The organism is Thiorhodococcus fuscus (genome assembly GCF_042682685.1).
GTDB classification, from domain to species: Bacteria; Pseudomonadota; Gammaproteobacteria; order Chromatiales; family Chromatiaceae; genus Imhoffiella; species Imhoffiella fuscus.
Map to the genome: position 1 here is coordinate 23,939 of NZ_JBHUHX010000051.1, position 22,592 is coordinate 46,530.

Sequence of the window (22,592 nt, forward strand, 5' to 3'; positions counted from 1 at the left end):
GTACCGTACCTGGAAACTCAGATTCAAACCCCATGAAGAAAACAACCAATCCGCCCGAGCCGACCTTCGAGCAAGCCCTCACCGAACTGGAAGGACTCATCGACGCACTAGAGAAAGGCGAGATGACCCTTGAGGACTCGCTGGCGGCCTTCGAGCGCGGGATTGGTCTCACCCGACGCTGTCAACAGTCGCTCGAAGCGGCCGAGCAGCGGGTGCGAATCCTTACCGACGCACGGCCCAGCGCCGAGCCAGAGCCTTTCGACATCCATGACTGATCAGAACCTGGACGCCTTTCGCGCGCGCTGTCAAGCGCGCGTCGACACGACACTCGATGAATTGCTGCCTCCCGTGAGCGTCGAGCCCGCGCGGCTGCACGAGGCCATGCGCTACTCGGCGCTCTCCAACGGCAAGCGGCTGCGTCCGCTGCTGACCTATGCGGCGGGCGCCGCGCTCGGCATCGAGCCGGGCCTGCTCGACCGCCCGGCCTGCGCCGTGGAGCTGATCCACGCCTATTCGCTGATCCACGACGATCTGCCGGCGATGGACGACGACGATCTGCGACGCGGTCGCCCGACCTGCCACAAGGCCTACGACGAGGCGACCGCCATCCTCGCCGGCGACGCGCTCCAGACCCTGGCCTTCCAGGCGCTGGCCGAGGCCCCCGGAATCGCCGCCGAGCATCGCATCGCCATGGTCGAGGCGCTCGCACGCGCCAGCGGCGCGCGCGGCATGGTCGGAGGACAGGCGATGGACCTGGCGGCCGAAGGCAAGCCGCTCGACGTCGCCATGCTCGAACATATTCACATCCACAAGACAGGCGCGCTGATCCGCGCCTCGGTCCAGATGGGCATGCTGAGCCACGGCACACTCGACCCGGACCACACCGAACGCCTGGATCGCTATGCAAAATGTCTCGGTCTGGCCTTCCAGATCCAGGACGACGTACTCGATGTCGAGGGCGACACGGCCGAGATCGGCAAGACCGCAGGCCGCGATCAGGCGCTCAACAAGGCGACCTATCCCTCCCTGGTGGGACTGACCGAGGCGAAGGAGATGGCGGCCAATCTCATCGCCGAGGCACTCTCGGCCATCGAGATATTCCCGGCCGAAGCCGACCCGCTACGCTGGATCGCCAGCGGTCTGCTGGGACGCAAGAGCTGAGGCGCCGAGCCCCACCGGAACATCGACATCACGTCCAGAAGACTCGATTCGGACAGGATGCACTGGATACCCAGGTTTGCAGCCCGTCCGTTTCGAGTCCGACCGACAGGGATGGATCGAACCGAATCCACCTGAACGCACACCGCATCGCACGACCGGCGGGAGCAACTCTCGCTTTGTTTTCGGTCTAATAGAACCCAAATCGTCCGGCATCAGGCCGTGCAGATCCGTCGAGGAAGTTGACCCATGGAGCAAGCGCTCGAACCCAATTGCTGCGCCGCGCGCACAGCGACCGATATTGCCGACGTTCAGGGGAGCGCCGACACCCGCCGCATCGCCATCGACAAGGTGGGCATCAAGGATATCCGCCACCCAGTACGGGTGCGCGAGCGTGGCGGCAGCGAGCAGCACACGGTCGCCACCTTCAATATGTACGTCTATCTCCCGCACGATTTCAAAGGGACGCACATGTCCCGCTTCGTGCAGGTGCTCAACAACCACGAGCGCGACATCAGCGTCTCGTCCTTCAAGGAGATGCTCACCGAGATGTCGCATCGGCTGGAATCCGAGGCCGGCCACATCGAGATGCGCTTCCCCTTCTTCATCAGCAAGAAGGCGCCCGTCTCCGGGGTGCAGAGTCTGCTCGATTACGACGTCACCTTCATCGGCGAGATCCGTCACGGCGAACCGCGACTGGAGATCAAGGTGGTGGTGCCCGTGACCAGCCTCTGCCCCTGCTCGAAAGAAATCTCCGCCTACGGCGCGCACAACCAACGCTCGCACGTCACGGTGCAGGTGCGCATGCAGGGGCTCATGTGGCTGGAGGAACTGATCGAGCTGATCGAACACGAGGCATCCTCGGAACTCTTCGGTCTGCTCAAGCGCCCGGACGAGAAATACGTCACCGAGCACGCCTACGACAATCCGAAGTTCGTCGAGGACTTGGTGCGCGACGTCGCCAAGCGGCTCAACCAGGACGACCGCATCCTCTCCTATGTGGTGGAAGCGGAAAATTTCGAGTCCATCCACAACCATTCGGCCTACGCCCTGATCGAAAGGGACAAGCAAGCCGAGGCCCGCATGGCCGAGGCATCGCTCTGACCTCCGACTCCACGGCATCGCGCACCCTGCTGCTCCATGGATTCACCGGCTGCGCGGCCGACTGGGCCGCCTGCCTCCCCGAGGATGCATCGAGGGTCGCGATCGACCTGCCAGGCCATGGGCACGAGCCCGCTCCTCTCGGCACCTTCGCCGAGGAGATCGCCATGCTGCTGGACAGGCTTCCGGCCAGCATCGACTCACTGATCGGCTACTCGATGGGCGGGCGAATCGCGCTCGGGTTGCTCCAGGCCGCACCCGAACGCTTTCGCGCCGCCACCATCATCTCGGCGCATCCGGGACTGACGGATCAGGAGCTGCGCCAACAGCGTCGCGCGACCGATTTGGGTTGGATCCAGCTCCTGCACACCCAGGGAATCGAGGCATTCGTGCGCGCCTGGGAGCGTCAAGCGTTGTTCGCCACCCAGCAGGCCCTATCGCCGGCAATCCTCGAACGCCAGCGCCGGATCCGCCTCAGCCATCGCCCGGGAGGACTGGCCCGCTGTCTCGCCTGCCTCGGTCTCGCCGAGATGCCCAGCACCTGGGACGACCTCGATCGCTATCCAGGGGATCTGACCTGGATCGTCGGAGGCGAGGACCGCAAGTTCATCCAGATCGCGCGCCAGGTCGCCGAGCGTCGCCCGGCGACTCGGGTCCACCTGATCGAGGGCGTGGGGCACAATCCGCTCCTGGAAGCACCGAACGCGCTCGCCCAGTTGTTGTCCGATTGATCTCGGGCGATCCGCACCGCGTCGCTCCAGCGCGGCGCCCGCGCACCGCTGTGTCAGAACGCTCCTGATTTGCCGGGATTCGACGGGTATACTGGACCCCATTCAAAGCGGGTCCAGCCGTTTTCCCCGTCGTGCCTCATCAGCTAAGGATTCAGCTCGCTCGCGAACCTATCGCCCGCGCCGCCCGGTACCCGACCGAGCGCCGGAACGTCGCGCCGCCCGATCCAGGGCGCGCGCTGAGTCATCATCGACAATCATTCAGAGTCTTCTATGGTCACCAATCCCGTTTCTGGTGCCGGATACCTGCTGCAGGGCATGCGACTCATCGCACGCCCAGGTATCAGGCGATTCGTGCTCATCCCACTGCTGATCAACGTCCTCATCTTCACGGGCGGCATCTATTTCGGTGTCACCCAGTTCGAGGGGCTCATGGCGACCCTGCAGTCGCACGTCCCCGAATGGCTCGGCTGGCTGGACTGGATCCTCTGGCCCATCTTCATCGTGCTGCTGCTGGTGGTGGTCTTCTACACCTTCGGCATGATCGCCAACCTCGTCGCCTCGCCCTTCAACAGCCTATTGGCCGAAAAGGTCGAGCTCCTGCTGACCGGGCGCCCGATCGAGCAGGAAGGCGATTTCCGCCGACTGCTGGCGGAGCTGGTACCGACCCTGTTCGACGAGCTGCGCAAGATCCTCTACGCACTGCTCTGGGCCATCCCCTTCCTGATGCTGCTGTTCGTCCCGATCGTGGGTCCGGCGATCTGGTTCCTCTATACGGCCTGGATGCTGGCGGTCGAATATTCCGACTACCCGATGGGCAATCACGGACTCAAATTCGCCGAGATACGCCAGAAGCTCCGCAGCCGCCGCACGATGAGCCTGAGCTTCGGCGCAACCGCTGCGGGACTCGGCATGATCCCCGTGCTCAACTTCATCATGATGCCGAGCGCGGTCGCCGGAGCCACGGCCATGTGGGTGCGTGAATTCCGTAGCGCCAGCAACTACCAGGGACCCAACCAATCGCGGGTTGCGACCCGCTACGTGCTGCTGGCGATCGACCATCTCTCGGGCGCCATGAGCGGCGAGATCCTGCTTGGCCCGCTGCGCGGACAGTCGCTAGAACAGATTCCGACCGAGCAACTGCTGGATCTGCTGACCACCTGCTATCGCACGGATGCCGAATCGGCCGAGGCGCTTGAGGTCTACCTGACCCGCGCGCGCGGACATCAGGTCCAAGAACCACCGCCGCGTCACCGCCCAGAGGCCGCGCCCCAGCCGGGATCGGCCCCAATGACAGAGAGCGAGGCACGCGCCATCCTCGGCATCGAGCGCGACGCTGGACCGGAAGCGATCCAGACCGCGCACCGTCGACTCATCCAGCGGATCCACCCGGACCGCGGCGGCTCGGACTACCTCGCCGCCAAGGTCAACGAGGCCAAGCGTATCCTCACCGCCTGACGCCCCGCCCGTCGCCTGGGTGAAGCGCAGCGAAACCCAGGCGACGGCACTTCGCCACGTCCCCGGCTGGCAGCGATCGCCGGCGTGATCTACAGTCAACGTGAACGGAATCCGAGACTTGCTTCGATTGGCCTACCTTTAAAAACGGAAAGCGCCCCGCATTACGGCTGAAACCACTGTCCCATCGGGCATTTGGTCCTTTCCCCAAAGAAGGTCGTACCCCTGTCAATATCACCGGATGTCGCTGCGATGACTGTCGATCAGCCTCTGAGCGCATCCTGGACAGCCCCCGACAGGAAGCGCCTCAACCATTGTCACGACGCGGCACGACCCGCCATTCTCGCATTACTCACCCTCGCGTCACCTTCGGGGCTCTGCGCCACAGACGCACAGGAGCGGCATGGCTTCGACTGGGCGGTATCCGTTGAGAGCGAACTCGATTTGGCCCTCAACCAAGCGGCCACGAACGACGGCGATATCGAACTGTTCATTCTGGGTCAGTGGTATTTTTCCAACCGCACGCAGCTTTATGTACTCTACGGCAATGAGATCGACTACACCGAGACCTCCGCCAGAGGTCAGCTCGGCGCGCCAAGTCATGCCGTTTACAAGCTCTACGCCGAGTTCAATCGGGCTGACAACAGGTTACGCATCGGCAAATTCGCACCCGCCTTCGGAAACAGCTGGTCCCTGGCGAAGGGGGTCGCAGCCGCCTACCTCGCCGAAGACTATGAACTCACGGACTGCCTTGGCGCCTCTCTAGCGCGCAAGACCGAGAACGGCTCATTGACCGTCTCTCTGTTCTCGTCCGCAGACAATATCTTGCCCGCCGATGCGGTCTGCAAGCTGGGCAAGAATGCATCCTTCGATGCTGTCGGCTCCTATCCCGATGGCCACCTGAACAATGTCGCGCTGGAGTGGAACCATACGATTCACAAGGGACGTCTTTCACTCGGCGCGCGCTATCTTCCGGGGGTGAGCACATCCGAAGATGATGAACTCGGAGGAGTCGCCAGCCTATTGCGGCAAATCGGCGACACTTGGTCGCTCTATGCCGAGGTTGCCGCCTTCGACGGCTATCAAGGAACGACCCAAAACGCCGAATACACGGCGCTGAATACCGCCTATAAGTACAAGCAACTCACTTTCTCCCTGACCTATGCCTATCGCCGGCTATCACATAGCAGCAACACATCGCTGATATCCATTGGCGTTGACTATGATTGGCACAGCGGATTCAAGCTGCAAACCGGGCTATCCGTTGTATCAACCGCCGGAAAGCCCGAAGGCTACCTCTCATTTGACCTCATCATTCCATTGCGCTTGCCCAAATACGGTTGACGGTTCGCAGCACTCACAGCCGACGGCCAATCTCCACCACTGCGAGAGAGTACATTCACTATGAACGGCACTCATGACACACGGACAGCACTCGCGACAGCCTTGACACTGGCGATGTGCGGCGGAGCTGAAGCCCAGGACGTCGAAGCGCTCTCCCGCTACCTGGACATCACGCAAGACGCGCTCGTCGGACAGCATGGTTTCTACGGGGTGGTCTCAGGGATGGAGTTCGGGAACGGGGGCCGCTGGACCCATGCGACAGGGACGACAGGTCCAGCCACGGCCTCTGAAGGCGGACGAGCCTTGACGGTTGACGACCGCTTCCACATCGGGAGTCAGACCAAGACCTACACCGGAACCGTGGTGCTCCAATTCGTCGGAGAGGGTGTGATCGGCCTGGACGACACGCTACAGGAATGGTATGTGCGCCAGCCTGCTGCAACACAGGCCCTAAGCGTCATGAGTCAGCAGCAGCGCGAAACCTTCACCGTTCGCGACCTCATCTCGATGCGCACTGGCATCGCGGAATATCTGTCAGGCGACGACCCGAATCATCCTGGCGCGACCATCCTGGATACATGGAATGCCAAGAATGGCGACTATGACTTGGCGCGCGCTCAATTGATCGCGGCGGCTCTCGCCGAAGGATCGACGATGACGCCAGGAGATCAAAGCACCTTCCAGTACTCCAACACCAACTTCACGCTGGCGGGGATCATCGCCGAGGCCGCCAGCTGCGAGACAGGACACTGCAGGACCATCGCCGAGCTGATCACCGAGCGCGTGGTCGAGCCACTGGGCCTGACCAATACGCTCTATCCCACGGGCACCGAATGGGGGTCCGACCAGCACACGAACGGAACATGGAATGCATACGGCGAGCTGACGGATTTCACCTTCACGACACCCTCGGTGCCCAACTCGGCCGGCGCCATGATCTCGAATATTCACGATCAACTGGATTGGCTCATCGAGCTGACAACGAACCGCAATGGCACCCTGGACCCGGCAGTCTTTGCAGAGCGCCTGCGGAACACAGACATCATGAACGGCGAGGTCGGCATCATCGCAGGCGGCTACGGCTTTGCGATCTATGGCCAGCACAGTACCGAGACCGGCGTCTTCATGCTGGGCCACGGTGGCGAGCTGAGCGGCTATCAGACCCTGATGTTCCATTTCCCCGGTGACCCCAGCACCACGGCGGACGACCTCTTCATCGTATCGGATCTCAACACCTTCCTGAGCTTGCCGGGCGAGCGTCAGTACACGCCTGCCGACATCAACGATTACTTCTACGATCTGCAGGAGACGGTCGCCATCTTCGATGCCTTTGTGATGGATCCGAACGGTTGCTCGACCTCGGACAGCGGCACGGTCTGTCGGGGCACCACGGTTGCCGATCAGCTGCGCGACATGACGACTGCTTTCACGGTCCGACCTTCGGGATACCGCTGGGTGAGTCCTGAAATCGGCTTCGACGCGCCCGTGCCCACCTATGTCTTCTACGGCCAAGACACGACGGCCACACGCATGACCAATGGCTCGATCAGGATCGAAGATCAAGGGATTCTGAAAGGTTATGGCAACGATCTGACCCTGATCCGGCTCGAAGGCACCGAAAACAGCGTACAGGTCGATGGCGAGATCGAGACCATCGGGGCCAATACGATCGCGATCGACGCCAGCGCCCCATCGAACGATACGATCGGCATCGGCCCCACAGGCCGCGTGAGCGGCGGCATCGACATCACCCAGGGATCCGACCGACTCACGGTCAACGGGATCCTCACGGGAGATGTCTCCACGGGAGCGGCCTCGCGTCTGTCCGGCAACGGACGCATCGACGGACGCGTCTCCGGTTCCGGCACCATAACCCCTGGTGACCGCGCCACGCTCGGAACGCTGACCGTCACGCGCTACGAGGCCGCCGATGGGGTCCTCGAGATCGACGTCGATCGTGCTTCGAGCCGCGCGGATCTCTTGTCGGTCGTCGGGCAAACCGCAACCATCGAGAACTACCCGGTCGCAGACACTGGCGTGGCGATCCTCGGCAATGGAACGCTGCGATTGAAGGGGACGGCGCCCCAGGGAGACGTGCAGCTGCCCATCCTCACGGCAGCCAACGGTGTTAGCGGTCGCTTCGCCAGGGTTGAGGATCCCGACGGGATGCTACTCGACTCCGGTCGTACCGCCCTGGATGTGCTGAGTTCATCCAGCGCAGTGACGCTGACGAGCACTAGCCCCGCCATCTTCGACGGGGCCGCCGAAACGGCGTACCGAAGCTCACTGGCCGTCATGGACAGCATCTTGGAGTTCGCACGGACGACCTCCATCGTACCACAGGACCGGCTGTCAGGATTCGTCGTCTCGGCGCTCGGAGACGAGTTCTCATTCGACGACGCGGATGGCGTATCCGGCTATGACATCCGCATCGGCGGTATGTTGGCCGGCCTCAGTGGTTCAATCGGAAACCGGGGAGTTTGGGCACTCTCGCTGGCCAAGACCTCCGAAAAGGCCAAAATCGATGAGACGCACCGGGAGCAACAGCTTGACGCGACCATGATCGGCATCACGGCCGAGCTCGACCTGGATCTCGTCGACCTCGGTCTGGGCATCACCTATGGCTTCGGCGATATCGACTATCAGCGGGATCTGGGAGGCGCGACGGCAACGGGAGAGACCGATCACGAGCGCTGGATCCTGGGAATGGAAGTCTCGCGCACCAGGGTCGTCCGGGGCTGGAACTGGAACTGGCTCGCCAATCTGACCTACATGCGCGGCAGCGAGGCCGCATTCACCGAGACCAGCGGACAAGGCATTCCGGCACGGTTTGGCGGACGCACTTACGAGCGGCTGCGCCTCGGCATCGGCGCAACGGCGTCCGTTACACCCACGCTCAAGCGCGTGGCGCCCTCGCTCAGCCTGGACCTGTTCCAACACCTGGATCTCGACAACTCCGACATCGCCTACACGTACGGCGACGGTAGCCACGGCACATTGGAGGGCCGCTCGGCGGATGGCCCAGAGGTCAGAATGACGGCGGGTCTCTCCTACGCACTGACCAAAAACGCGATGCTCAAAGCCGCTCTATATGTCAGCGCCGGCGACGACTACTCCAATGTCGGTTTCACATCAGGCGTCGATTTCGCCTTCTGAAGGCGTTCGAGGCGCAACGGTGCTGGAATAAGTCGATCGGTGAACCTCGTTGAAAAAATGCTCTCTTAACCGAGATGTCTGCGGACACGAAACCACTTCACTCCAACCCTCCACACGATGGGAGCATCAACGATGTCATCACACCCCGAACGTATCGCCATCGTCACCGGCGCCACCTCCGGGATCGGCGAGGCGACAGCCCGAACCTTCGTCACCGCCGGCTTCGCTGTCGTCGGCAACGGTCGCACCGCCGAAAAGCTGAGCGCCCTGGAGAGCGAACTCGGCGCATCCTTCGTCGGCGTCGCGGGCGATGCCAGCGACGCCGATGTGATCCAGCAGATGCTGGAGACCGCAGAAAGTCGATTCGGTCGCCCCGCCGACATCGTGGTCGTCAATGCCGGACGCGGTCTGGGCGGCACGGTGACCGGTGCCGATGCGGACGCCTTCGAGGAGGTCATGCGCATCAACATCGGCGGCGCACTGCGTCTGATGCAGGCCGCAGGGCGACACATGGTCGCCGCCCAACAGGACACCTATCCGAAGAAGGCCGCCGACATCGTGGTCATCGGCTCGGTCGTCGGACGCCACATCTCCCCCTTCAGCGCCGTCTATGGCTCAACCAAGTTCGCCGTCCACGCACTCGTCGAGGGACTGAGGCGCGAGGTCGGCCCCAAGGGGGTGCGCGTCTCGCTGGTCGAACCGGGAATCGTAGTCAGCGGATTCCAGGCGGTGGCGGGCTACAGCGACGATCTGGTGCGTGAGTTCGACGAGAAGTTCGGCCCGCTGCTGTTCGGCGAGGACATCGCCAACGCCATCCATCACATCGTCACCCAGCCGCCGCACGTCCATATCAGCGACATCGTGGTTCGCCCCACCCGCCAGGACTATCCCTGATCGAAGGCGTGCCTGCGGGCGAGCCACTCGCCCGCAGGCACGGCGTCGACGAACGTCATCCGAGAGCAACAATCCGGCACTAGGATGTGTCGGCTCGGGACGGGAGCCGGTCGACGCGTAGGAGTCTATCCCCGATCCGGCCGGCCACCGAAACGACGGTGGCGACCCGAGCGAATCAGCCCATTCACCATGCCTGCCCAGCAGGCCCACGAGGCCATCATGACACCGCTCGAAAAGGTCGAAGCGCTCTACGAGGAACTGGTCGCCTGGTACGGAGAGGGCAAAGACCGCGAGGTCCGGGCGGCATCCAAACTCCTCATGATCGCCCTGCTCGAACTCAAGGAGCACGACCGACGCGGCTGGCAGGGGCTGGTCGAGGACTATGTGCGGATGCTGAACGAGGATCCCGAACGCTTCCGTCGTCTGATCGAGGCCAATCACGGCAAGTCGAAGCGCAGCGACACGGACACAGGTCATCTAGAGGATTTGATCGCCTGATCCGTGCACTAACCCCAAGACTTTAGACGATGGCAAGATGCCCTCGTCGTCATCAAACGTTCTTGAAAACGTCATCATAGCGTTCGCAGTCCAGCGGGAAAATTAAGCGGCTTTCCACGCAGGCCGATTGGGCATTCGCCCCGGCCGTCAATCATCCCCTGGGGTTCTGTCATGAAAACACCTTCCTATATCAAGTCGGCGCTCGCCGCCGGGCTGGTCTCCCTGTGCGCGGTTTCCGTCGCCGCCCACGCCGAGGTCAAGCTGAACGGTTCTGGCGCAAGCTTTCCCTTCCCCATCTACTCCAAGTGGTTCAAGGACTTCAGCGCCGAGCACAAGGACATCCGTATCGACTATCAGTCCAAGGGTAGCGGCGCCGGCATTCAGGACCTGATCAACGGCACCGTCGATTTCGCCGCCTCCGACGCCGCCATGAGCGACAAGGACATGGCCCAGGTCAAGCAGGGCGTCGTGCTGCTGCCCATGACCGCTGGCGAGGTCGTCATCATTTACAACCTCAAGGGTGTCAATGAGCTCAATCTGCCCCGTGACGTCTATCCGGCGATCTTCTCCGGAACGATCACCCAGTGGAACGATCCCGCCATCGCCAAGGCCAACCCGGGCGTCGATCTGCCGGACGAGCCGATCACCGTCGTGACCCGCTCCGACTCCTCCGGGACCTCCTTCGTCTTCACCGGGCATCTCTCGGCCATCAACGAAACCTTCAAGGAAAGCGTCGGTCAGGGCAAGGCGCCCAACTGGCCCAATACCGGCAAGTTCATCGCCGCACCCAAAAACGATGGCGTCACGGCTCAGGTGCAGCAGAACGAGGGTTCCATCGGCTACGTCGAGTACGGTTACGCCAAGCTGACCGGCTGGAAGCAGGTCGCCAAGCTCGAAAACAAGTCCGGCAAGTTCATCGCCGCAGGTCCCGAGTCTGGCGCGGCCGCACTGGCCTCCGCCGAGTTCCCCGAGGGCACCCTGCCCAACAGCGACGTACCGAACCTGATCGCCTGGGTCTGGGATCCGGCCGGCGAGGACGCCTATCCGATCGCGACCTTCACCTGGATGCTCTTCTACAAGGATCAGGACGACGAGAAGGCCGCCGCGCTGCGTGAAATGGTCGAATACGGCGTCAAAAAGGGCCAGAAGATCGCCGATTCCATGGGCTACATCCCGCTCCCCAAGAGCGTTCAGGAGCGTGTCCTCTCCACGGTTGAGTTCATCCGCTGAAGCTAGGCGGGACATGAATCCCAGGGCGCGCGCCCTGGGATTCGCCCGAGCCCGGTGGCGGCCGGGCTCGGAACCGAACACCACCCATTTCCGCAGCAGTCACCGCACCCTGAAGAGAACGCCATGGCCAATCCGTTTCCACACGCCCAGTCCGCGAGCCCCATCTCCGGGCCGCCGAGCGCCTTCGAATACGCCAGCGACCGGATCTTCCGCGCCATCGCACTGAGCGCCGCGTCCGTCATCATCATCCTGACCGCTTACATCCTATGGGAGGTCGCCGGAAAGGCGATGCCTGCCATCGGCGACTATGGTCTGGGATTCATCACCGGTACCGAATGGGATGTCAACAAGGGGACCTTCGGGGTCCTGCCCGAGATCTGGGGCACGCTCTACAGCTCGCTGCTCGCCCTGTTGCTGGGCGGACTCTTCGGGATCGCCATCGCCATCTTCCTGACCCAGGACTTCATCAACCACCGGCTCGCAACCATCTTCCGCACCCTGATCGAAATGCTCGCGGCCATCCCCTCGGTCGTCTTCGGTCTCTGGGGCATCTACGTCCTCATCCCGCTGCTCAAGCCCGGCGCCGAATGGCTTCATGACGAGTTCGGCTGGATCCCGCTGTTCGGCAGCGATCTGTCCGGGCCCGGGATGGCGCCCGCTGCTCTGGTCCTGGCCATCATGATCCTGCCCACGGTCGCCGCCATCTCGGTGGATGCGCTGCGCCGCATCCCCTACAAGGTCAAGGAAGCGGCCTACGGCATGGGAACTACGCGCTGGGAGGCCATCCTCAAGGTCATGCTGCCGACCGCCTCCTCCGGCCTGCTGGCCGCCCTGGTTCTGGGCTTCGGCCGCGCCCTCGGAGAGACCATGGCACTCGCCATGCTGATCGGCAACGCCAATCAGATCAGCCTCTCGCTCTTCTCGCCGGCCAACACGCTCGCCTCGCTCCTGGCCTCCAATTTCCCCGAGGCCGGACAGGTCGAGGTGCACGCACTCATGTACGCCGCCATGGTCCTGCTGGCGATCACCTTCCTGGTCAACGTACTCGGACTGGGCATTCAGCAATACACCCTGCGTAAGTTCGAGGGCAAGAAATGAGCGACATCGATCTCACCTCCCGCGCGATCGAGGCCCCTCGCCTGCCTCGGCTCGAACATCAAACCTTCGAGATCCGGGCCCTCAAGAGCGGCCTCTTGACCTGGCTCACATGGATCGCCGCCGGACTCGCGGCCATCCCGCTCATTTCCGTCATCTACATGCTGGTATTCAAGGGTGGCAGCCGACTCTTCAGCTCCTCGATCGGCGAGGTACTGACCGGACTGCCTCCGGCAGGCTTCGAAATGGGCGGCGGCATCGGGCCAGCGCTCGTCGGCACCCTGGTCATGGTGGGCATCGGCGCACTCATCAGCATCCCGATCGGCATCCTCGCCGCCATCTATCTCGGCGTGCTCGAACCGAGCAGCCGAATCTCGACCAACGCCCGCTTTCTGGCCAAGGTCCTGACCGGCTTCCCGTCCATTCTCGCGGGCGTCTTCGTCTATGCGGTCGTCGTCATCCACTTCGGCTATTCGGCCATGGCGGGCGGCATCGCCCTGGCGGTGCTCATGCTCCCCACCGTGGTGCTGGCCGCCGAGGAGGCCATGTCTCAGGTTCCGCAACGCATGAAGGACGCCGCCTACGGAATGGGCTGCACCCGTACCCAGGTCATCCTCAAGGTGGTGCTGCCAACCGGACTGACCGGAATCCTGACCGGCGTGATGCTGGCCATCGCCGGGGCGGCGGGCGAATCGGCGCCGCTGCTCTTCACCGCGCTCTTCAGCAATTACTACATCTCGGAGCTGAACGAGCCGACCGCCTCGCTCTCGATCCTCATCTACAACTTCTCGGGCATGCCGTTCCAGAATCAGATCGAGCTGGCCTGGACCGCTTCCCTGGCCCTGGTTCTGATCGTGCTGATGTTCAACATCCTGGCGCGCCTCCTCGGTCGCTCGAAGTACTGAAGCAGCTCGCAACATAGGTATTTAAGACATGAACGCAACAGCTGAGGCGTTGTTCGTCGCCGAACCTTTCCAGGCGAGCGGAGACGTCGTAATCGATTGCAAAGTCGACAAGATCTTCTACGGTGATTTTCTTGCAGTGCGCGACAGCATCGTCCCCATCGAAAAGCGCAAGATCACCGGTTTCATCGGCCCATCGGGCTGCGGAAAATCCACCGTGCTACGCAGCCTCAACCGCATGAACGACCTGATTCAGGTCTTCCGGTTCAAGGGCAACGTCATGTATCACGGTCAGGACATCTACGCCAAGAAGGTCGATCCCGTCGTGGTACGCCGCTACATCGGCATGGTGTTCCAGCAGCCCAACCCCTTCTCGATGAGCATCTACGACAACGTGGCCTTCGGACTGCGCCTGAATCGCTTCAAAGGGGACGTCGAGGAGCGGGTGGAGAAGGCGCTACGCAGCGCGGCGCTCTGGAACGAGGTCAAGGACAAGCTCAAGAACAGCGGTCTCTCGCTCTCCGGCGGTCAGCAGCAGCGACTCTGCATCGCACGCGCCATCGCCACCGAGCCCGATGTGCTGCTGCTGGACGAGCCCTGCTCCGCCCTGGACCCGATCGCGACACGCCAGGTCGAGGAACTGATGCTGGAACTCAAGGAGCACTACACGCTCGCCATGGTCACCCACAACATGCAGCAGGCGACCCGCGTGGCCGACACGACGGCCTTCTTCTCGGTCGACATCTCGCAGGGCGGGCGCACCGGCTATCTGGTCGAGATGGGCCCCACACGCCAGATCTTTGAGGATCCGCGCGAGCGACTGACCAAGGAATACATCTCCGGCGAGTTCAGCTGACAGCGAGCCATTCACCCTGGCCGCATGCTCCGCAACGGAAGCGAAGAGGATATGGGCAACCGGAGGCATTCCAGGTGAACGCCTCCGGTCCCTTTCGAACAACAGACCTAGCATGACTCGAATCGGCATGGCGCGAATCGAGCACATCGGAGCCGAACCCGCTTGGAACGGATCCAATCCACGCTGCGTCTCGATCTGAGCGCGATAGAGGCCGCACTGCGGAAGGTGCAACGCGATTTCGCACACATCAATGCCGACTTGACCAGCCGGCGCGATCCGCTCGGCGAAGAGGTTCTGAACAACCTGATTGCCGGTTATGCCTTCCTGGACCGGCTCCAGGAGGCCGATATCGATCTGTTCGCGATCGGCAACTCGGCGCTTCTGCTCAAGCTCAATTGCCTGGTGCTGTGCGGAAGCACGGACACCGAGGCCCAGAGCTGCAAACCGCACTTCATCGAGACCGAACGGCGCTTCTACGACGACAGCAATCCCGGAGGCGTGCGCTCGCTGATGAACTATCTCGCGGACCACCCCGAACCCTCGGTCTGGCGGCGCGCGGCGGGCGTCTACATCCAGATTCTGTCCGAGCCCCAACTCTTCTTCGAGGGCAATCACCGCACCGGAACGCTCCTCATGAACCATGTACTGCTGCGTGGCGGCAAACCGCCTTTCATCCTGACCGAGAAGAACGCCAAGGACTATTTCGACCCCTCATCATTGGTGAAGGGATTCCGCAAACGGAGCTTCCGGGCGTTCCTGGACATCCCGCGAATGCAAACGCGCCTGGCGAATCTACTGCAGAACACGGAGGACCCACGCTATCTATTGAACGGATCCCAACCAGACGCGGCTGGCCTGTCCAACGTCGGCCGCCGCACGAACCTTTAGACCGAACCTCATGCGTATCCGTACCAGCGTCACACTCGCGGCCATCTCCGTCACCCTCGTCGTGGCGGCACTGCTGATCCTCGTCTCGCATCTCAATGACCAGCGTCTACAGAGCCGGGTCGCCGAAGAGATGGCGGACGCCAAACAACTTATCTGGCGCCAGGTCCGCGAGCGCCTTTTCACCCACATGGCGATGGGAGCCAAGAGCTTCGAGGACGATTTCTATCTCCGACAGGCCATCAAGCAGAAGGACGCCGCTGCGCTGAAGGAGGCGGTCGCCTCGCTCGAAAATCTGGTTGGGGGACAAGGCTATTTCGAACGTTTCCATCTCTTCGATACGGAGAACGCCGTTCTCTGCTGCGGAGACCCGGCGCGCATCTCTCAGGACGCCATCGCCCTGGCGGCAAAGACCGCCGACGATGGCGAGCGCCATCGCGGCATCGGACGCGACGCCGACGGAACGCCGATCGCACTGCTGAGCGCGCCATTGAACGTTCGGCACGCCCAGATCGGCACACTGGTCCTGGAGCAGCCCATCGCCCCGCTGCTCCAGCGCGTCAAGAATTGGGACGAGACCGAGTCGGCGCTGATCGGTCTCGATGGAGCGCGGCTCGGCGACACCAACGCCCAGCTCTTCGATCAACTGAAGGGCGACGCCTTGAGCCGGCTCGGCGAGAAGGGACGGCGCACGGCCAACCTGGATCAGGGCGTCTTCAACGCCATCCGAATCGACGTCCAAGGAATCGACGGAAACCCAGTGGCACGCCTCGTCAGCCTGAGCGACTTCTCGGCGGGTTACGCCGCCCAGAGCCGCTTCGAGACGATTGCCTATTCCAGCATCGCTCTGACCCTGATCCTGGCCACGCTCGCGCTCTACTGGTACATGCGCCGGGCGACCCGCCCGCTCGACCAGGCGATCGGCATGGTGTCCAAGCTGGCCGATGGCGATCTGAACGTCGCATTCGCCAGCAACCGCCACGACGAGGTCGGCGAACTCATGCGCGCCATGCAGACCATGGTCGAACGCATCCGGGATATCGTGACCCATCTGCGCGAGGCGAGCGGGGACCTGCAGGACTCGGCGAGTCACATGGCCCAGCGTGCGGAAACGAGCAAGATCCAGTTCGATCGGCACAAGGCGGAAACGCACCACGTCAACGCGGCCGTCAGCCTGCTCGCCAGCTCCGCTCAGGACGTGGCCAACCACACGACCCATGCCGTCGGAACGACCGCCGATGCCCACCAGCGCATCGTTGACAGCCGCCAGATCCTAGAGGAAACCTCGGCGCTGATCGACACGCTGGCGACCGAGATCGATCAGGCCGCCGAGGTCGTCATCGGCCTGGCGGATCAGAGCAATGCGGTTGGCAGCGTGCTGGAAGTCATTCGCGCCATCGCAAGCCAGACCAACCTCCTGGCATTGAACGCTTCGATCGAGGCCGCCCGAGCGGGAGAGCACGGCCGAGGATTTGCCGTCGTCGCGGACGAGGTACGCCAACTGGCGATGCGCACACAGCACTCGATCCAGGATATCGAATCCCTGATCGCATCCCTGCAGAACCGCTCGACCGACGCCGTCGGCGTCATCCACGCCAACCGCGATCGCGCCAAGCAGAGCCTCGACCGCTACGGACAGGCGATGGGCAACCTGGATGCCTTCGGCGAATCGATCAACAGCCTTACCGAGATGACACGCCGTATCGCCGATGCGGCCGAGGAGCAGAGCCGCATGGCGGACGAGATCGCCCGCGCCATCGACCAGATATCCCAACTCGCCGCCGAGAACTCAGGCGCGGCCGACTCCGGATTCGCCCAGAGCGCCCAGCTTCAGCAGCTCTCCAGCCGGCTCTCGGAGCATGTCGCGGCCTTCCGCATCCATTGAGGTTGTCATGCATCTAAACCGCATCTCAGACGGCGATCCAGTGCAGGGAGGCAACACACCGCCTACGGCGATCGATCCTACGCATCATCGATCGAAACAGGACGCGCAGATGCTCCTTGCGCAGGCACGCGACCACCTGACCTATGCGCTGCAACCTATCGTCAACGTGCACACGGGCAGCGTCTATGGATACGAGGCGCTCCTGCGCGGCGTGGAGACACTGGGTATCCCCAATATTCTGTCCCTATTCGACCTGGCCCAGGCGCTGGGCTGCTCGCGTGAACTCGACAGAACGCTGCGCGCGCTGGCCTTGGAACGCTTTGCCGAAGTCCCCGGATCCGCGCGCCACAAACTCTTCTTCAACCTGGATCCGCACCTCATCGAAGAGGAGGACCCGGAGACCACGGTCGAGCTTCTACGCCAACACGGCCTGACCCCGGACGCCATCTGTCTGGAGCTTTCGGAACACGTCGACCTGACCGCAAACCCGGCCGTCGCGCGGGCCATCTCAGCCTACCGTAGCCACCGATTCCATTTCGCGATCGACGATTTCGGCACCGGCTATGCCGGCCTGAGGCTTCTGTACGAGCATCCGCCGGACCTGCTGAAAATCGACCGCTTCTTCATCAGCGGCATGCCCGAGGACCACCGCAAGCGTCATTTCGTTACCAACATGGTTCAATTGGCGCACGTTATGGGCATTCAGGTGATCGCCGAAGGCATCGAGACCGAGACCGAGCTGCTGGCCTGCCGCGAAGTCGGCTGCGATCTGGTACAGGGCTATCTGATCGCGTACCCGCAGACGCACATCGAATCCCTGCATACCCGTTACGACCGGGTCGCGGAGATCCATGCGAACAACCGCCGCGATACCCCGAGCGACGTGGCGCTGATCGAACGCTGTCTGGAACGCATCCCCCCACTGCACGCCAGCGACAACATCTCGCGTCTATTCGACGCCTTCCGTCTCGACAAGACGCACAACATCATCCCGGTGCTCGATTCGGCCGACCGACCGATTGGCCTGATCCACGAGACCGACATGAAGGAATACATCTATTCCCACTATGGACGAGATCTGATCGTCAACCGCTCCTTCGGTCGCGCCCTGCAGCATTTCGTCAAACCCTGCCCAACCATCGATATCCACGACTCGGCCGACCGCTTTCTGGAGGCGTTCTCCGCGAGCGCCAATCCGGCCGGACTCATCGTCACGCTGGACGGGCGTTATCACGGCTTCGTCAGTACGATGGCGCTGCTGCAATTGATCGAGGAGAAAAACCTCGCCGCCGCGCGCGACCAGAATCCGCTGACCAAGCTCCCCGGAAACAACACGATCCACGAGTATCTGTCGCGGACGCTCTCGCTGCGCTCCGAGAAATGGCATCTGGTCTATCTGGATTTCGACAATTTCAAGGCATTCAACGACCACTACGGCTTCAGACGCGGCGATCGGGTCATCCTCATGTTCGCCGAGGCCATGCGCCAACACCTGAACTCCGGGCGCTGGTTCGTGGGGCATATCGGAGGGGACGATTTCTTCGCCGCGATCGGCAACGCGGATCTCGATCAGGTGATCGAGCAGGTGCAGGGGCTGGTCACCAAATTCCGCTCGGACGTCCAAAGCCTCTATGACCCCGAGGAACGCGCCCAAGGCTATCTGAACGCTCGCGACCGCTTCGGTCAGAAACGTCAGATCCCGCTGATCCGCTGCAGCGGTGCCATCCTGGAGATCCAGCCCGGAGACGACTACGGAAGCGGCGACGAGCTGGGACGCATCATCGCGACCATGAAGAGCCAAGCGAAGCGGAGCACGTCCGGGCTGACCCTGAGACAGCATCGACAAGGCCAGACAAAAACATTGCCCGACTCGACCTGGCACGAGACGGGCGCAGAGAACGCGATCGACTCGGACTCCAAGAAGGAAAACCATCGGCGCCCGGTCACCGATATCGCATGAGCGCTCGGCGGCCCGGTGCCCGATGGGGTTCGAGCGACCGCCTTCAGCCGGTCAGTCTACCGGACTCGTAGTCCCGGATCGCCTCCCGGATCTGCTCGCGCGTATTCATCACAAAGGGGCCGTGATGGACGATCGGCTCACCCAATGGACGAGCGGCGAGGACCAGCGCTCGCGCGCCATCCGGACCGGCCGATAAGGCGATACCCTCGCCATCCATGTCGAAGACCGCCATCTGACGCCGAACGAGCGTCCGCTCATCCAGCAGGATCTCGCCCTCGATCAGATAGACCAGGGCACGGTGACCAGGCCGGATGGGGACTTCCAGACGCGCACTGGCCGGCAGGCTCAGATCCAGATAGAGCGGGTCGGTCGCGATCCCCCGGGCCGGCCCGGCGAAACGCGTGTCGCCATGCTCGAAGTCACCGGCGATGACCTTGACCTGGATGCCATCTTCCACAATGGCCTGGGGGATCGCGTCGACCGTAAGGTTGCGGTAGGCCGGATCCCTCATCTTTTCGGACGCAGGCAGGTTGAGCCAGAGCTGAAAACCGTGCATGCGCCCAGACTCCTGTTGCGGCATCTCGGAATGGATGACGCCACGGCCGGCCGTCATCCACTGCACCCCGCCCGAGGCGAGAACGCCGCGATTGCCCAGGTGATCCTCATGGAGCATGCGTCCTTCCAGCATGTAGGTGACCGTCTCGAAGCCACGATGCGGATGCGGCGGAAAGCCGGCAATATAGTCCTCGGCGCTGTCCGAACCGAAATCGTCCAGCATCAGAAACGGATCCAGACCACGCATCCCGTCCGGACCCATGATGCGATAGAGACTGACTCCGCCGCCGTCGGAGGCCGGGGCGGCCGTCAAAATGCGCTCGATCGAGCGTGTGTTCATGATGTCCCTCCTAGGCAGCCAAGAGCTGCTCGATCGCGTCTCTGGCTGAAGTGATGGCCTGCTCTCGCGAGCCCTCATCCAGATTGAGCCCCTCGGCATAGACGAACTCGACATCGCGAATCCCAAGGAATCCCAGCATCGTGGCGAGGTAATCGGTCTGGGTATCGCTGGGTTGTCCCCGGTGCAGTCCGCCTCGACTGGCGAGAATCACCGCCCGCTTGCCTTCGAGCAGCCCGACGGCTCCCTCGGCGGTATAGCGAAAGGTCACGCCGGCCCGAGCGATATGGTCGAACCAGGCTTTGAGCACGCTCGGAATCGCGAAGTTGTACATGGGGACGCCCAGGACCAGCAGATCGGCCTCCTGGACCTCGCGGATCAAGGTATCCGCCTCCTCGGCGATCGTCCGCTGCTCGGCCGTGCGGTCCGCCTCCGGTGTCATGATCGCCGTCAGACGCGTCGCATCCAGATGCGCGATCGGATTACGCCCGAGATCCCGATGGGTGACACGCCACTGAGGGTTCTGCTCCAACAGACGCGCGACATACTCGCCCGCCAGGGTCGACGAGACACCGTCGCCGGAGAAGAGACTGCTGTCGATGTGCAGGATGCGTTTCATGTTGACGTCCTCGAAGGGTTTGAAGGGTTTCGAACGATTCGAGGAAGAGAATAGGATCGAGCGACCGGTTTATTTATTCTAATTTCGGCTTTTTCCCATCAAATAATTCGATGATTTATGAACGACCAGGTGCCTAAAACGACATTGGAGCAATGGGCAACGCTACAGGCCGTCATCGATCGGGGTGGATTCGAGGCGGCGGCCGATGCCTTGCGCCGCAGCCAATCCTCGGTGAGCTACAGCCTCAAGCGTTTGCAGGAACAACTTCCGGTCTCCATCCTCTCCCCCCAGGGACGACGGACAGGTTTGACCGAACAGGGACAGGTCCTACTTCAGCGCGCGCGATTCATGCTCGATGAGGCACACCGTCTGGAGCAGCTCGCCGAGACGCTCGCCCAAGGCTGGGAAGCGGAGGTACGGGTGGCGATCGACATCGTCATGCCGCCGGAACCCTTGCTGTGCGCGCTGGCCACCTTCAGCGCGGCGGCGCCCCAGACACGGGTTCAGCTGATGGAGACGGTACTTTCCGGGACCAACGAGGCGCTGTTGTCGCAGCGGGCGGATCTCGCGGTCACCGGGCTGGTTCCGCCCGGATTCCTCGGCGACCCGCTGACCCAGGTGACCTTCCTCGCGGTCGCACACCCGGACCACCCTTTGAGCCGATCGAGCCGCCCTTTGACGCTCGAAGACCTGCGGGCCCACCGCCAACTAGTGATTCGGGATACCGGGCGCTTCCGTCAGGTCGACAGCGGTTGGCTCGACGCCGAGGAGCGCTGGACCGTCTCCCATCTCCTCACGGCCATCGCCATCCTCAAGCGCGGCATCGGCTTCGCCTGGATCCCACGCACGCACATCCGGGAGGAATTGAAACGGGGAGAGCTGGCCACCCTGACCTTGGCGCAAGGCGGCGAACGTCACGAGACCCTCTATCTGGTCTACGCGGATCCGATCGGAGCGGGACCTGCGACCCGAGCCTTGGGAGATCTATTGACGGAACAGGCGCAGGCACATCGAGCCGCCGATCCGACAGACGCCCCCAAAACCTCGTAGACTGGGTGAAGCACAGCGAAAGCCAGGACGCCGTCAACGCCTCAATCGCCCACCCAGCTCCGTGGCATCCCCGGATTCCGCTCGCGCTTCATCCAGGCTGCACCGCCAGGCTCAATCCGGCTGACTCAGCTCCTCTTCGAGGTCTTCGAGCAGTGCCAAGGGATCCATGACGATCCCCGTGCCGTCCGGCGCGGGAAAGACGGAGACCTGACGATCGTCCTTGGCCATACCCTTGAGCCAACGGTTCATGAAGACGTCGAGTTCAAGCGGCTCCGGCTTGCAATCGGACCAATCCGCATCCGCGAGCGCCCGAGCGAGCTCCGGAGCCGGCCAGAAAGGAAAACAGTCGTGACCTTCCTCGTCGCAGAAGGCGACGAATCCCCCATCACCGCACAGCGTCCAAACCTTACCCGTTCGCACGACCTCGGTGAGAAAATGGGTGTAACGCTCGGAGGCTGGCAGACCGAAGAGGTTGGAGATGTCAAATCGAGACAGTGGTGCGTTCATGGATCGGGTGGCCTTGTATAAGGTTTGGTGACAAACGGCACCCGGTCGAGCGACCGGGCCGATCACTCTAACAGCGCGGGCTAACGGGAGAAAACCCCGAAAACGGGCGGAACGCGCGTCACAATGTGGGTCCTGAAGAGGTTCGCGCGACTTGTCTATCAACACAGATGCGGATCACAATAGCCGATGATCGGATCGAAGCGAGAGGGGTGACCTCGTGAAATGGTATGGGATTCTCTTGGGCGCCATGCTTGGCACCATCGTCGGAACCATCATCGGCTATCTCCTCGTCCCTGGGATGCTCAAGTGAGCCAAGGCTGACGCGATGTCTCCGTCTCCGCCATGGCGGATGGCAACAGACATGCCCGCCGGTGCCT

General features: G+C 62.6%; 20 protein-coding genes. 17 read left to right on the forward strand and 3 right to left on the reverse strand.

Annotation, left to right across the window (positions count from 1 at the left end):
* Window positions 1-32: 32 nt before the first annotated feature.
* The 16 genes from ACFSJC_RS16365 to ACFSJC_RS16440 all read left to right on the forward strand — a co-directional run bounded on the left by ACFSJC_RS16365 (window position 33) and on the right by ACFSJC_RS16440 (window position 19,147).
* Window positions 33-275: an exodeoxyribonuclease VII small subunit gene (locus ACFSJC_RS16365; RefSeq protein WP_386028263.1), complete on the forward strand. Its 243-nt coding sequence runs from the start codon at window positions 33-35 to the stop codon at window positions 273-275.
* Window positions 268-1,161: a (2E,6E)-farnesyl diphosphate synthase gene (gene ispA / locus ACFSJC_RS16370; protein WP_386028265.1), complete on the forward strand. Its 894-nt coding sequence runs from the start codon at window positions 268-270 to the stop codon at window positions 1,159-1,161. Before ACFSJC_RS16365 ends, ispA begins: the two co-directional genes overlap by 8 nt.
* A 246-nt stretch (window positions 1,162-1,407) precedes the next feature.
* Window positions 1,408-2,262, forward strand: a complete 855-nt coding sequence (gene folE2, locus ACFSJC_RS16375; protein WP_386028267.1) for a GTP cyclohydrolase FolE2 — start codon at window positions 1,408-1,410, stop codon at window positions 2,260-2,262.
* A 29-nt stretch (window positions 2,263-2,291) separates the two neighbouring features.
* Complete coding sequence (locus ACFSJC_RS16380) at window positions 2,292-2,990, forward strand: alpha/beta fold hydrolase (RefSeq protein WP_386028376.1); 699 nt, start codon at window positions 2,292-2,294, stop codon at window positions 2,988-2,990.
* 270 nt (window positions 2,991-3,260) lie between these two features.
* Window positions 3,261-4,445, forward strand: a complete 1,185-nt coding sequence (cysZ, locus tag ACFSJC_RS16385) for a sulfate transporter CysZ (protein WP_386028269.1) — start codon at window positions 3,261-3,263, stop codon at window positions 4,443-4,445.
* Window positions 4,446-4,694: 249 nt separating this feature from the next.
* Window positions 4,695-5,786, forward strand: a complete 1,092-nt coding sequence (locus ACFSJC_RS16390) for a hypothetical protein (protein ID WP_386028270.1) — start codon at window positions 4,695-4,697, stop codon at window positions 5,784-5,786.
* A gap of 60 nt (window positions 5,787-5,846) precedes the next feature.
* Window positions 5,847-8,942, forward strand: coding sequence for a serine hydrolase (locus tag ACFSJC_RS16395; protein ID WP_386028272.1), 3,096 nt, complete (start codon window positions 5,847-5,849; stop codon window positions 8,940-8,942).
* Window positions 8,943-9,074: 132 nt separating this feature from the next.
* On the forward strand, window positions 9,075-9,836 hold the full coding sequence (locus tag ACFSJC_RS16400) for an SDR family oxidoreductase (RefSeq protein ID WP_386028273.1): 762 nt from the start codon (window positions 9,075-9,077) through the stop codon (window positions 9,834-9,836).
* Window positions 9,837-10,055: 219 nt separating this feature from the next.
* On the forward strand, window positions 10,056-10,334 hold the full coding sequence (locus ACFSJC_RS16405) for a hypothetical protein (RefSeq protein WP_386028275.1): 279 nt from the start codon (window positions 10,056-10,058) through the stop codon (window positions 10,332-10,334).
* 171 nt (window positions 10,335-10,505) lie between these two features.
* Window positions 10,506-11,564, forward strand: a complete 1,059-nt coding sequence (gene pstS / locus ACFSJC_RS16410; RefSeq protein WP_386028277.1) for a phosphate ABC transporter substrate-binding protein PstS — start codon at window positions 10,506-10,508, stop codon at window positions 11,562-11,564.
* A gap of 123 nt (window positions 11,565-11,687) precedes the next feature.
* Window positions 11,688-12,662: a phosphate ABC transporter permease subunit PstC gene (gene pstC / locus ACFSJC_RS16415; RefSeq protein ID WP_386028278.1), complete on the forward strand. Its 975-nt coding sequence runs from the start codon at window positions 11,688-11,690 to the stop codon at window positions 12,660-12,662.
* Window positions 12,659-13,564, forward strand: a complete 906-nt coding sequence (pstA, locus tag ACFSJC_RS16420; protein WP_386028279.1) for a phosphate ABC transporter permease PstA — start codon at window positions 12,659-12,661, stop codon at window positions 13,562-13,564. The genes pstC and pstA overlap by 4 nt, the downstream gene beginning before the upstream one ends.
* Window positions 13,565-13,592: 28 nt before the next feature.
* Window positions 13,593-14,417, forward strand: a complete 825-nt coding sequence (pstB, locus tag ACFSJC_RS16425) for a phosphate ABC transporter ATP-binding protein PstB (RefSeq protein WP_386028280.1) — start codon at window positions 13,593-13,595, stop codon at window positions 14,415-14,417.
* A gap of 162 nt (window positions 14,418-14,579) precedes the next feature.
* A complete protein-coding gene (locus ACFSJC_RS16430) occupies window positions 14,580-15,305 on the forward strand; it encodes a hypothetical protein (protein ID WP_386028281.1) in 726 nt (241 codons plus the stop codon).
* Window positions 15,306-15,315: 10 nt separating this feature from the next.
* A complete protein-coding gene (locus ACFSJC_RS16435) occupies window positions 15,316-17,187 on the forward strand; it encodes a methyl-accepting chemotaxis protein (RefSeq protein WP_386028282.1) in 1,872 nt (623 codons plus the stop codon).
* A 109-nt stretch (window positions 17,188-17,296) separates the two neighbouring features.
* Complete coding sequence (locus ACFSJC_RS16440) at window positions 17,297-19,147, forward strand: EAL domain-containing protein (RefSeq protein WP_386028283.1); 1,851 nt, start codon at window positions 17,297-17,299, stop codon at window positions 19,145-19,147.
* Between the two features lie 43 nt (window positions 19,148-19,190).
* Here ACFSJC_RS16440 and ACFSJC_RS16445 read toward each other — a convergent pair whose 3' ends face one another.
* Window positions 19,191-20,042 carry a pirin family protein gene (locus tag ACFSJC_RS16445; RefSeq protein ID WP_386028284.1) on the reverse strand — a complete coding sequence of 284 codons (852 nt, stop codon included), beginning with the start codon at window positions 20,040-20,042 and terminating at the stop codon, window positions 19,191-19,193.
* 10 nt (window positions 20,043-20,052) lie between these two features.
* On the reverse strand, window positions 20,053-20,658 hold the full coding sequence (locus ACFSJC_RS16450; protein WP_386028285.1) for an FMN-dependent NADH-azoreductase: 606 nt from the start codon (window positions 20,656-20,658) through the stop codon (window positions 20,053-20,055).
* Window positions 20,659-20,775: 117 nt separating this feature from the next.
* Here ACFSJC_RS16450 and ACFSJC_RS16455 point away from each other — a divergent pair, with 117 nt between their 5' ends.
* Complete coding sequence (locus ACFSJC_RS16455; RefSeq protein ID WP_386028286.1) at window positions 20,776-21,708, forward strand: LysR family transcriptional regulator; 933 nt, start codon at window positions 20,776-20,778, stop codon at window positions 21,706-21,708.
* A 111-nt stretch (window positions 21,709-21,819) separates the two neighbouring features.
* Here ACFSJC_RS16455 and ACFSJC_RS16460 read toward each other — a convergent pair whose 3' ends face one another.
* Window positions 21,820-22,215, reverse strand: a complete 396-nt coding sequence (locus ACFSJC_RS16460) for a DUF2750 domain-containing protein (protein WP_386028287.1) — start codon at window positions 22,213-22,215, stop codon at window positions 21,820-21,822.
* Window positions 22,216-22,592 lie beyond the last annotated feature (377 nt).